General features: G+C 37.2%; 10 protein-coding genes. 8 read left to right on the top strand and 2 right to left on the bottom strand.

Translation table 11 applies throughout. From position 1 onward, the window contains the following. The first annotated feature begins 92 nt into the window (after positions 1-92). On the top strand, positions 93-1016 hold the full coding sequence (locus CYTFE_RS0107100; RefSeq protein ID WP_027471246.1) for a DUF6263 family protein: 924 nt from the start codon (positions 93-95) through the stop codon (positions 1014-1016). Positions 1017-1100: 84 nt separating this feature from the next. Here CYTFE_RS0107100 and CYTFE_RS0107095 read toward each other — a convergent pair whose 3' ends face one another. Together CYTFE_RS0107095 and CYTFE_RS0107090 are read right to left on the bottom strand one after the other, a co-directional pair. After that, on the bottom strand, positions 1101-1772 hold the full coding sequence (locus CYTFE_RS0107095; protein WP_027471245.1) for a head GIN domain-containing protein: 672 nt from the start codon (positions 1770-1772) through the stop codon (positions 1101-1103). A gap of 182 nt (positions 1773-1954) precedes the next feature. Continuing rightward, complete coding sequence (locus tag CYTFE_RS0107090) at positions 1955-4879, bottom strand: DEAD/DEAH box helicase (RefSeq protein WP_027471244.1); 2925 nt, start codon at positions 4877-4879, stop codon at positions 1955-1957. Between the two features lie 176 nt (positions 4880-5055). Here CYTFE_RS0107090 and CYTFE_RS0107085 point away from each other — a divergent pair, with 176 nt between their 5' ends. The 7 genes from CYTFE_RS0107085 (at position 5056) to CYTFE_RS25410 (ending at position 12888) form a co-directional block, all read left to right on the top strand. Further along, complete coding sequence (locus CYTFE_RS0107085) at positions 5056-5649, top strand: NAD(P)H-dependent oxidoreductase (RefSeq protein ID WP_027471243.1); 594 nt, start codon at positions 5056-5058, stop codon at positions 5647-5649. Positions 5650-5694: 45 nt separating this feature from the next. Further along, entirely contained in the window at positions 5695-7029 is a 1335-nt protein-coding gene (gene ffh, locus CYTFE_RS0107080; protein WP_027471242.1) for a signal recognition particle protein, read from the top strand. A 65-nt stretch (positions 7030-7094) separates the two neighbouring features. After that, complete coding sequence (gene folD, locus CYTFE_RS0107075) at positions 7095-7973, top strand: bifunctional methylenetetrahydrofolate dehydrogenase/methenyltetrahydrofolate cyclohydrolase FolD (RefSeq protein WP_027471241.1); 879 nt, start codon at positions 7095-7097, stop codon at positions 7971-7973. Between the two features lie 221 nt (positions 7974-8194). Continuing rightward, the gene (trhO, locus tag CYTFE_RS25415) at positions 8195-9223 is read left to right on the top strand and encodes an oxygen-dependent tRNA uridine(34) hydroxylase TrhO (RefSeq protein ID WP_044262638.1); all 1029 of its coding nucleotides are present in this window, start codon (positions 8195-8197) and stop codon (positions 9221-9223) included. 79 nt (positions 9224-9302) lie between these two features. After that, on the top strand, positions 9303-11249 hold the full coding sequence (acs, locus tag CYTFE_RS0107065; protein ID WP_027471240.1) for an acetate--CoA ligase: 1947 nt from the start codon (positions 9303-9305) through the stop codon (positions 11247-11249). A gap of 16 nt (positions 11250-11265) precedes the next feature. Beyond that, entirely contained in the window at positions 11266-11532 is a 267-nt protein-coding gene (locus CYTFE_RS0107060; RefSeq protein WP_044212782.1) for a rhodanese-like domain-containing protein, read from the top strand. A 213-nt stretch (positions 11533-11745) separates the two neighbouring features. Next, positions 11746-12888 carry a sensor histidine kinase gene (locus CYTFE_RS25410; RefSeq protein ID WP_052343054.1) on the top strand — a complete coding sequence of 381 codons (1143 nt, stop codon included), beginning with the start codon at positions 11746-11748 and terminating at the stop codon, positions 12886-12888. The last annotated feature ends 31 nt before the right edge of the window (positions 12889-12919 follow it).

The raw sequence follows: 12919 nt of genomic DNA, 5'->3' as shown, positions 1-12919 counted from the left end.
CACATGAAAACGAGTCATGATAAAGCATTTCTCATATAGATAAATGGCTTTGTGGCCAGTGCCATGTGACTATTAAAAGAAAAATTTAAGACATGAAAATTAAATCTATTATTGTATTGTGTATGCTTTTTGTTGGTGCAGTTGGAATAAATGCCCAATCATATCAACTAAGGTATAAGTTAAAAAATGGTCAGGAATATCGTTTTTATCAAGAAACAAAAATGAATATTACCCAGTCTTTGGGTATTATCGAACAGGAAATAAAAAATGAATTCAAGGGCATCACCCGTTTTATTCCCATCGGAAAAGAAGGTGAAAATATTATATTGAATGCTTCGTTTGAAACAATGATCATTCATATTGAGAGCATGATGTTCAATATTAATTATGATTCTTCTAAACCTGTTCAAGCGAATGATAAAGTGGCTAATATTTATAATGGGGTGATAGGAAAGGATTTTAAAATGGTGATTACTCCTCAAGGTGAAGTAATAAGGATTGATGGTATTGATAAACTGATTAATGATGCAGTTAATAATATGGGAGATCTTCAGCCGCAGGTAGCTTCGCAGATGAGAAAAACATTGAGTGGGCACTTTGGTGAGGAAGCGCTAAGCGGAAATATGGCTATGTTGCTTTCTATGTATCCCTCAGAAAACAAAAAAGTGGGTGATACCTGGAGCATGAATACAAAGTTGACCTCTGCTTTAAAGGCTACATTGAATAATGAATGGACTTTGGCGGATGCTGCTAATAATCAATGGAAGTTAAAAGGAAATGGTCGTATTACAACTTTAGGTGAAGAATCGGAAATGAACGGAATGAAGATGTCTTTTAACCTTAAGGGAAATCAGGATTCAGAATTTATCGTTAATCAAGAAGATGGCTGGTTTGTGAGTGGCAAACAAAGCCAACATATCGAAGGAACCATATCTATGAAAGGGAATTCACAAATGCCTCAAGGTATGGAAGTACCTATGAAAGTGGTTTCTTCTACTTATCTGGAGAAAAGATAAATAAGATTTGTTTTTATATAAAATCCCCATTACAAGATCTTTGTTGTAATGGGGATTTGTTGTAATAGAACCTTATTGTTGGGGTTAATTTTCCTTATGTACGTTGCCAGTCAGTATTAATTTTTCAGGCTCACCAGAATAGGTGACTTTTCCTCCGGTAGATGTTTTGGCTTCTAGTTTGTCTGTGGCTGTTACCCAGGCACTTCCTCCTGTGGAGGCTTTAACAAAGGTTTCTCTACTGCTAAGTTTGTCTGCAATATATTTACCTCCGGTATTCGTGGTCACATCCTGATATTCTGTTTGGCCCACCAATTCTATTTTTGAAGATGATAGGCTGGATGCAACAGTTTTAGTATCTATGTCTAAAATAATGGTGGATCCAGTACCTGCCTTTAAATCCAGATTCTCGGCATAAATGGTGTTGCTGGCATCCACAAAGCCTCCAGTACCGGTTTGAATGGCCTTAATGGATTTGTAGGTAACATAAACCTGAACAGCTACGTTCTTATAAATTTTTGTCTTCAGCTTTATCTCCAATCGTCTACCTTTTAAGTTGGTAATGACGTCAGTTAATTCCCCATTTTCTATTTCAACTTTTAAGCTTTCCTTTTTCCCTTCAATCAAGGTTACATTGATGCCTTTTCCTGCATATATTTCTGTAAAGGTACCTATGTTTCGGGTTTGTGTTTTCCTATCTTGTGCAAATAAGGCCGTAAAGGCTCCAAACAGAACCAAGGCGAGAAATAACTTTTTCATTCTAATATAATTTTAAATTGCATCATTAACTTCTATGTTGTTCTTCTCAAGCAAAATTCATACCATGTAAATGATTTTATAAAAGGCAGAATGAATACCCTTGTACAACGCTGTTGTAATTAATTGGTTTATTGTGCAAGGACTTTGTTTTGTATAGCTTGTGGAATACTGGTATTTGGAACTTATGAGAATAGTTCTTTTATTTCATTTTCATTCATGTTTTTAAATGGATTGTTTGAATTGATAAAGGTATCTGCTAATTTAGATTTGTGTTCTTGTAATTTCATTATTTTTTCTTCTATGGTATCCATCGATATAAAGCGATACACAAAAACATTTTTTGTTTGTCCAATTCTGTGTGCTCTATTGATGGCTTGTGCTTCGGCTGCTGGGTTCCACCATGGGTTGAGTAGGAATACATAGTCGGCACTAATCAGATTTAGTCCAACACCCCCTGCTTTTAAGGAGATTAAAAATACCTTATAATCTTCCTTGGCCTCAAAGTCGTCAACCACTTGCTGACGATTGCTGGTTTTTCCGGTTAATTTACTGTATTTAATTTTTCGCTGCTTTAATATATCTTCAATTAGCTCCAAATCTTTTACAAAGGAAGAGAATATAAGAATCTTATGTTTTTTGTTGGTAATGCTGTCAAGGTTGTCTACTATAATATTGAATTTGCCTGATTCACCCTTGAAGTCTGGATTTACTAACTTGGGATGGTTAGCTAACAGTCGTAGACGAGTGAGCCCTTGAAGAGCCAAAAATGTGGTCTTTTGCATTCCTCCATTTTCAAGGGTTTGAAGGAGTTCATTTCGGATACCGGATTTTTCTGATTCATATATTTTTCTTTGCTCTGCGGTCATATCGCAGTATAGTATTTGTTCATTAATAGGAGGTAACTCTTTGGCGACTTTTTCTTTGGTACGTCTCAGTACAAAGGGTTCTATGAGGTTTTGTAATTTTTCTTCTTGATCCTCATTATTGTCTTTTGAAATAGGGGTTATGAAATGACGTTTGAAAAAGTTGAGATTTCCTAGCAAACCCTTATTTACAAAGTTCATCTGTGCCCAAAGGTCTGTTAGTGAGTTTTCTATGGGAGTGCCTGTTATAGCCATCTTTTTATGACAGTCAATTTTTGAAATGGCCTCGTATATTTTTGAATTGGGATTTTTTATGTATTGACTCTCGTCTAAAATGAAATAATGAAACTTATAGTGCATTAGGTAGGCAATGTCGTTTCTAAGCACGCCATATGAAGTTAATACCACATGATAATGACGGATTATTTTACCTATTTCCTTTGATTTTAGTCTTTTGGTGCCCGAGTATATATAAACCTTTAAACTAGGCGCAAATTTTTGAAATTCGTTAAGCCAGTTGTGAATAAGAGAAGTTGGCATGGCAATTAAGCTGGTGGCAAGTCCACTGGTATTAAATCCTTCTATGGTGGAAGGTTCAAAGAGATTCATTTGAGCGGCTGCTTGTGGCTTGCTCTGCCTTAATCCTTGTGTCTCATATATTTTGAGTAGCAGTGTAATAGTCTGTAAGGTTTTTCCCAAACCCATGTCATCTGCTAAAATTCCGCCAAAATTGTTTTCGTGTAAATAATGCATCCAGTTAAACCCCTGCAACTGATAGGGGCGAAGTTGGGCATTGAGTGTGCTGGGCACCTTGGCAGCATTCTCAATTGAGATATTTTTTATCTTTTCATGACTACGGTTTGATGGAGTTTCCAACAGGCTGTAATGCATTTTGTTGAGTATTATTTTATCATCTTTTTCTTCTGCATATAACAATATATCGCCATATTGGGTGAACCACTCCTGCGGTATGATAAAAATATCTCCATTGGGTAATACATATTCATTTTTACCAATGATGATATGTTTCCTCATCTTAATGAAAGGTACTTGGAATTCTCCCACTTTCACTATCATTTTCAGGTCGAACCAATCTTCTCCTTGTTCATTTTTAAGTTCACAACTATATTGTCCAACAAAGTATTTATTTTCTAAAGTCTTTTGAATCACTTTAATATTGTGTTCCTGTAAAAAGGTTATGTTTTTATTTAACCAATCAATGAGTGTATAAATAGAATGTTGGGTGTTTTTGGTACGAACGGGTAAGAAGTTGGCGCCCATTTTTGCTTCCAGGCCAATGGAGCGAAGTATTTCAATAATGTTATTTTCCCATTCTATACTTCGTTTGTATTTGGTGAAAGTGTAAGTATTATTTTGGTTTTGAAGTTGTACTAGTGTACCTGACTGACTGTGAGCCAAATATTCTTTGTGTGCATATTTATATTTTAGCACCAGAACAGGCTGCTGACTAATGTCTCGTTCCAACGAAATGATCGCTGTTGGTTTTGTTTGGGCTTCCTTTATTTCAAAACCTGAAGCTACCACGTGATTGTTCTTTACGGCTTTTGAAACAAATGTATCCATATAGGTAGCTACACTTCTTGCTTGTACGTTGATGTATTGCTTATCAAAAAAAGGTAAGAATTTTTTACTGTCAGTACTCGGTATGCGATAAAGCTTTTCACGTATTAATAGGGTACATGGTGAGTCGGTAAGAACTAATGGCTTTTTATGTGTAATTGTAAGGTCTTCTCCCGAAAGTTTAAGTTTTAATGAGTAATCAATGCCTTCTTGTGTCAGGTTAAAATAAAATACGGGCTCTACTTCCTCTTCATACACCGATATTATATCACTTTTATAAAGATTACTGTATTTTTCACCTTTATAGTAAATGGGAATGTCGGGACTTTTGGCCAATTTGTTAAAACAGGCGTACATGTATTTTTCTATGTGTGGACGGATGTGATTTTTGAATTTTTTAGGGTCTATATTTTCGTAGAATAGCTTGATGTTTTTTTCACGGGAGAAAATTTTAAAGAGATATTTATCACTCAATTTTTTCATGATCTCTAATAATTCCAGTTCTCTGGTTGAAAAATTGTAATCATGAACCGAAGGATTCTCGGTATTTACCATTTCAGTTAAGCTAAGTGATGATGATCCCTGTTTATCCTCTGCAAAATAGGGAATAGTAAGCATTCCTAAATTTCTGTTGTGGCTTAATACTATAATTAATTTATCCATTCAATCAGCGCTCTAAATTTTCATGTTCACTAAAAATAAACCAGCAAAAATAATTTACTAGAATGAAATTGAAGCATGATACTTCTTTTTTTTTCAAAAAGGAGTAACTATAAGGTCCTTTAAAAACTTATTTTAAGTACGACTGTTACTTTCTTTATAACTAATAATCAATTTGAATGACACATTTAATAATATATGCACACCCTTCGGAGGATAGTTTTTCGCGACAGCTGGTAGATCGGATTAAACAATGCTCTGAACCCTTGAATACCGTTATTGTTAGAGATTTGTACGCCATGGATTTTAATGCTGTACTAAAAAAAGAAGAACTGAATAACCTTAAAAAAGGTATCATAGCTGAAGATGTGGATAAAGAGCAGGCCTTTGTAGAAGATGCAGATCTCATTTCGGTGGTTTATCCCCTATGGTGGGCTTCCTTTCCCGCCATCCTAAAGGGATATATCGACCGGGTGTTTTCTTATGGCTTTGCGTATCGCTCCGGTAAAAATGGTATGGAAGGTTTATTAACAGGTAGGGCCGTTGTAATGCATACTTCTATGGGTAATTCAGTTTCTGAAGATGACCAAGATAATTTGTTGCCTAACTTAACAGCTATTCATGGTCATGAGGTATTTGGTTTTTGTGATATGGATCTGATGCAACATTTTTTTTATCCGGAAATTATAAGCGCTACGGAGCTGGAAAAAGAGGCTTTTATAGAAAATACGGTGGCGTATTACAAGGAGCTCTTTATAAGTGAACGGAATTAGCAAATATTTTATATTTTTGCACATTGAAATTAAAAAATAGAAAGAATGTTTGATAATCTGTCGGAAAAACTGGAGCGTTCCTTTAAGCTTTTAAAAGGGCAAGGTAAAATTACCGAAATAAATATTGCCGAAACTTTAAAAGATGTGCGTAGAGCGCTTTTGAATGCTGATGTTAACTACAAGACAGCTAAGACTTTTACGGAAAATGTAAAAGCAAAAGCCTTAGGTTCTGATGTGCTAAACGCAGTGCAACCAGGACAGATGATGGTTAAAATAGTGCACGATGAGCTGGCACAATTAATGGGTGGAGAATCTGTTGATATTAATATGAACGGAAATCCGGCTGTTATTTTGATGGCAGGACTTCAAGGTTCTGGTAAAACAACCCATACGGGTAAATTGGCGAACCTCTTAAAAAATAAAAAAGGTAAAAAGCCTTTATTGGTCGCTGGTGATGTTTATCGTCCTGCCGCTATTAATCAGTTGCAGGTGTTGGGAGAGCAAATAGGTGTTGATGTTTATACAGAGGAAGGTAATAACGATCCTGTTAAACTGGCTAAAGACGGTGTAAAACACGCAAAGACCAATGGCTATGATGTTGTAATTGTGGATACAGCAGGACGTTTGGCCGTTGACGAGCAGATGATGAACGAAATTGCTGCTATCAAAAAAGCAGTTAGCCCCGATGAAATTTTGTTTGTGGTGGACTCCATGACTGGTCAGGATGCTGTTAATACAGCCAAAGAATTTAACGATCGCTTGAATTTTGACGGGGTAATACTAACCAAGCTGGATGGTGATACTCGTGGTGGTGCGGCCTTATCTATACGTAGTGTGGTTGAAAAACCGATTAAGTACGTGGGTATGGGCGAAAAGATGGATGCTCTTGATGTTTTCCATCCCAGTCGTATGGCTGATCGTATCCTGGGTATGGGTGATATTGTTTCGTTGGTTGAACGTGCACAAGAACAGTTTGATGCTGATGAAGCCCGCAAGCTCCAAAAGAAAATTGCTAAAAACCAGTTTAGCTTTAACGATTTTTTGAGCCAGATTCAGCAAATCAAAAAAATGGGTAACTTAAAAGACCTGGCTGGAATGATTCCTGGAATGGGTAAGGCTCTTAAAAATATGGATTTTGATGACGATGCTTTTAAAGGTATTGAAGCGATTATCTACTCCATGACACCAGATGAACGTGAAAATCCTCAAATGTTGAATGGTAGTCGTCGTAAACGTATAGCCAACGGTAGCGGTACCAATATTCAGGAAGTAAACAGACTGATTAAACAATTTGAAGATACTCGTAAGGTGATGCGCATGATGACCCAAGGGAAAAATATGGGACGTATGATGCAAAATATGCCTTTCGGAAGAAGATAGGTTCCCCGTGGTGAGAGCTTTATTTTTAATATGTATTTATTTTCAATATTATAACTTATTCAACAATGCAAATAATTGACGGAAAAGCAACCGCACAAACTGTGAAAGATGAAATTGCGGCAGAAGTAAGTCAGATAAAGAAAAATGGTGGTAAAGTGCCCCATCTGGCTGCCATCCTTGTAGGACATGATGGTGGTAGTGAGACTTATGTAGCCGCAAAAATAAAGGCTTGTGAATATGTGGGTTATAAGTCGTCGTTGGTGCGCTTTGATGAAGATGTAAGTGAGGAAGCGTTGTTGGCTAAAGTAGAAGAGTTAAATAGGGATGAAGATATTGATGGATTTATAGTTCAGCTTCCTTTACCTAAACATATCTCAGAAGAAAAAGTAACTGATGCTGTTGATTATCGTAAGGATGTGGATGGTTTTCATCCTCAGAATGTAGGTAGAATGAGCATTGGTTCACCGGCTTTTGTTTCGGCAACTCCACAGGGTATTATGGAGCTGATAAAACGATATGAAATTGAAACATCAGGGAAGCATGTGGTAGTGATAGGAAGAAGTAATATTGTGGGGCGCCCCATGAGTATCCTCCTTTCTCAAAAGGGATATCCTGGAGATGCTACCGTTACAGTATGTCATAGTCGTACAGCAAACCTTAAAGCGCTTTGTCTATCGGCCGATATCATTATTGCAGCCATTGGCTCACCTGAATTTGTTAAAGAAGATATGGTGAAGGAGGGTGCTGTAGTAATTGATGTGGGAACAACACGAGTGAAGAGTGATAAAACAAAATCGGGTTGGAAGTTGAAAGGAGATGTGGCCTTTGATGAGGTGGCATCGAAATGTAGCTGGATCACACCTGTTCCGGGGGGCGTGGGGCCTATGACCATCGCATCTCTATTGCAAAATACTTTAAAAGCTGCTAAGAAAGAGATTTATTAAATTGCACGAAATAAGTGAGCTCGCTCATCTATTAAAGAACTTTAATAGCCTTTATTACATAAAAACAAAAGCCTTTTTGAATCATTTTTTTCAGAAAGGCTTTTTTGTGTCTGTACTTGTAATGATTCTTGCTTCTATTTATTCAGATAACAATTTTTAGCATAATCATATTTTAAGACCCTTATATCTTTATTATATTTGTAAAAAAAATAAAATAGATAATGGATCCCAATAAAGGAAATATAAAGCTTATTAATAGGTTGAGCCCAGAGGCCTTGCAGGAAAAATTGGATAAGGAAACATTTAAACGTAAAACAGTATCGTTTTATCGCTATGTAATTGTTGAAAGCCCATTTGAATTACGAAACAAATTATTTGCGGCTTGGAATGAATTGGATTGCCTAGGAAGAATATATGTGGCAAAGGAAGGTATCAATGCACAAATGAATGTACCGGAACATTATTGGGAGAAATTTGTGGATTGCATACAGAATAATGAATATTTAAAGGATATTCCACTGAAGATAGCCGTGGAAGATGATGGTAAATCATTTTTAAAACTTCAAGTTAAAGTACGCAATAAAATAGTTGCTGACGGCCTCAATGATGATGAATTTGATGTAACCAATGTGGGTAAGCATTTGGATGCCAGGGAATGGAATAGAGCCATGGATCAGGGGGCTTTGGTGGTGGATATGCGAAATCATTATGAGAGTGAGGTGGGTAAATTTGAAGGAGCCATAACACCACAGGCGGAGAAATTTGCAGATGAGTTGCCCGAAGTGCTTGAAATTTTGAAAGGAAAAGAAGAGGAAAAAGTATTGCTGTATTGTACCGGAGGGGTGAGATGTGAAAAAACCAGTGCCTTTTTAAAACATCATGGTTTTAAGGATGTAAACCAGCTTTATGGAGGTATCATCGATTATAAAAGGCAAGTGGATCAAATTCAGGAGGAGAATAGGTTTAAAGGGGTTAATTTTGTGTTTGATAATCGTTTGGGAGAAAGAATCAGCAATGATGTTATCAGCCATTGTCATCAGTGTGGCAAACCTTGTGATACACATGTGAATTGTTCTAATGTAAGGTGTAATCTGCTTTTTATTCAGTGTGAAGAGTGTGCTTCCAGCTATGAGGGTACTTGTTCTGATGCGTGCAAAGAATATGTGATGGCAAGTCCTGAACGGAAACAGGAATTGGATAATATTCATCAGTATAGACCAGTGAAAAGATATTTTAAATCAAGGTGTTGAGCTGTTTTGTCTCAACAAAAGGATGTCTTTTTTGTTATCTATAATGACTTTTGAATATTAATTCTTAAAACTCAATTCTATGGAAAATCACAAGCCTTTTCACAGCCCGCTAAGCGATTCTATCCAACAACCGCTTATTACAAATTTTGATGCGTACAAAACAATGTACAAAGAAAGTATGGATGATACTGAAGGTTTTTGGAAACAGCAAGCGAAAAAGATATTGCGTTGGCAACATGATTTTGAAGAGGTATCTAATTGTGATTTTGAGGAGGGGATGATATCCTGGTTCTTGGGAGGTAAGTTGAATGCTTGTGAAAATTGTGTGGATCGTCATGCCAAAGAAAATGGTGATAAGATCGCTTTGATTTGGGAATCCAATGAGCCGGATGAGGGGAAACAGATTACTTATAAAGAGTTGTTGCGTGAAGTATCGCGGTTAGCCAATGTGCTTCGTCACCATGGAATTAGAAAAGGGGATCGGGTGGCACTTTATATGCCCATGATACCGGAAGCCGTTTATGCTATGCTCGCATGTGCAAGGATAGGGGCGGTTCACTCGGTTGTGTTTGCAGGGTTTAGTGCAGAGGCATTACGGGACAGAATCAATGACGCTCAATGCAAAGCCGTGATTACTGCCAATGAGGGTGTTCGTGGTAAACGTATTATTCCTCTGAAGAGAATTGTAGATGAAGCTGTGATTGCTTGTCCTACGGTTCAACATATTTTTGTGGCCAAACGAACCGATAGTAAAGTGCCTTTTTTTGAACCTCGGGATGTGTGGTTAAATGAGGCGATGGAAGCTGAAAGGCCCTATTGTCCTATTGAACATATGGATTCTGAAGATACCTTGTTTTTGCTCTATACATCAGGGAGCACAGGTAGACCCAAAGGATTGGCGCATACAACAGCCGGTTATTTGTTATATACTGCTTTAACTCATCAACATATTTTTGATTATCAACCGGGTGATGTTTATGCCTGCGTAGCAGACATAGGTTGGATAACAGGACATTCGTATGTTGTTTATGGACCTCTGGTAAATGGAGCCACCACTGTTATTTTTGAAAGTGTTCCCAATTATCCAGATGCAGGTCGTTATTGGGATATGGTGGAGCGTTTGAAAATTACACAGTTCTATACGGCTCCCACAGCTATTAGAGCTATTCAACGTGAAGGTGATCGTTTTGTGAAGAAATATGACCGGAGTAGTCTTCGAGTATTGGGTACTGTTGGGGAACCTATCAGTCCTGATACCTGGAAATGGTATGATGAGGTGGTGGGTGAGCAAAAATGTGCTATTGTGGATACCTGGTGGCAGACAGAGACAGGTGGTATTATGATATCGCCATTGCCTGATGCGATTGCCACAAAGCCAGGTTCTGCTACACTGCCATTTTTTGGGATTGAACCTGTATTGTTAACGCCCCAGGGCGAAGAGGTGCATGGCAATGATGTATCTGGTCTCTTGGCCATCAAAAGACCATGGCCTAGTATAGCACGAACCATTCAGGGAAACCATCAACGCTTCATGAAGACTTATCTAGATACATTTAAGGGGTATTACCTGACCGGAGATGGTGCCATGCGAGATAAGGATGGTTATTACTGGTTGACAGGACGTACTGATGATGTAATGAACGTTTCAGGCCATCGAATAGGGTCAGCCGAAATTGAAGGAGCCCTTGTGTCACACCCTTTTTGTGCAGAGGCGGCTGTTGTGGGGTTTCCGCACCAAATTAAAGGTGAAGGTATCTTTGCTTATGTGATCTTGAAAGAAGGGTATTCTTCCAATGGAGAGTTGGTGGGGGAACTGCGTAACGAAGTAAGACACCATATTGGTCCCATCGCTACGCCTGATCAAATATTAATTGCTCCTGGACTTCCTAAAACAAGATCTGGTAAGATTATGCGTAGAATACTGAGAAGGGTAGCCGCCAACCAAACCGAAGAATTTGGTGATATCTCCACATTGGCAGATCCCTCTATTGTAAATAAGTTGATTGAATTACGAAAGCAGTTATAGAAACATATTTAAACACATGAACAATAAAGTAACAGTAATAGACGTGCGCTCATCCATGGAGTTTGCCAGTGGAAAGGTTGAGGGATCTATCAATATTCCTTTGGATCAGATAGTGCAAAGAATGGAGGAAATAAAAGCCATTAAAGGATCCATTGTGCTTTGTTGTGCCGCAGGAATAAGAAGTTTTTCGGCGTGGCAGTTTCTTCAAGAAAATGGAATGACCAATGTACGCAATGGAGGCGCATGGTATGATGTGGCCGAAGCATTGGATAAAAATAAGTAATGACTTGAAATATTTAGTGTAAATTATAACATTATCCTGTTTAACACGTAAAGGTTATAAATTTGAGGGTTTGAGTATCTGAAATGAGTCATGTAAGAGTTGTACTCACATAGTGAACTGTGAGCACCGGAAGACTCTAAGTGATAGATGAAAATAAGTTTTAGACACACGAAAAAATATTATAACTGCAATATGATCTTAGGGATAAAACGCATGTCTAAATTACTATGCGCTAAATTTTTATCTATAGCCATGCTTTTTGTATATGTAAGTTCATATTATACTGTATATCCGTCCATTGGAAATACAATGTTAATAGTTTCAATAATACCAGTTTTGTTGACATATTGGGCGTTTAACTTATATTATGCTATAGGTGTACAACTGTTATTAATTGCACATCGCTTCGTTGCTATACATATCCTCGAAGTGGATTATGGAGTGATGATGTCTTTGTCTACAATTTTAGGGACTTGTCTTAATTTTGTTTTATTATTTACTGTTGACTACCTATATACATTAAACAAGAAGCTAAAGGCGGTGGAACGAAAATTGATTCAACAAAATACTGAATTGATTATTATCAAGAATAAGGCAGAAGAAAGCGACCGTTTAAAATCAACATTTATTGCTAATATTAGCCATGAAATTCGTACGCCCTTAAATGCGATTATTGGTTTCTCGCACCTCCTAGTGGAGCCCAATATAAAACAAGAAGAAAAGCAAGATTTCTTCAATAATATAAAGTATTCTGGAGATCGCCTAATGCAACAAATAGATAGCTATATTGAGATGTCGAATTTGATGGTAAGTCAGACTCCTTTGTTGGAGAGTGTTTTTTCGTTAGGGGAAGTAATGGAGGATTTGTATGCCAGTGCCATGGCTAGTATTAAAGTTAAGGACAAGGCATGTATTGATTTATTTATTCAGGGAGAATTGGAAAAGGATGAAGATAAGGTGATGGCCGATAGAAATAAATTAACCCAAATACTTAATGTGCTTATTGATAATGCAATAAAGTTTACCAACGATGGTTATGTGAAGATATGCTACAAGATTATTAATGAAACAGAGTTGATGTTTTCGGTAGAGGATACTGGTATAGGGATATCTCCTCAATATAAGGAAATCATATTTGATTGTTTTCGTCAAGGTGATGAAGGATGTTATTCAAGAAAATATGAAGGTAGTGGGCTCGGTTTGGCTATATCAAAAGCATCTGTAGAATTGCTGGGGGGTAAAATTTGGTTTACTTCAACGCCAGGTAAAGGGTCTACTTTTTTCTTTACGATTCCCTATAAGCCCGTTTTGCATAAAAAGAAAATATTGGATATGAAGTTCTTAACAACGAATTAATTATTCCATTACAAGGGCGTAGTGAACTTTA

Source organism: Saccharicrinis fermentans DSM 9555 = JCM 21142 (assembly GCF_000517085.1).
GTDB classification, from domain to species: Bacteria; Bacteroidota; Bacteroidia; order Bacteroidales; family Marinilabiliaceae; genus Saccharicrinis; species Saccharicrinis fermentans.
The sequence above is the reverse complement of the archived record's forward strand: the minus strand, read 5'-3'. Positions and strand labels throughout refer to the sequence as shown.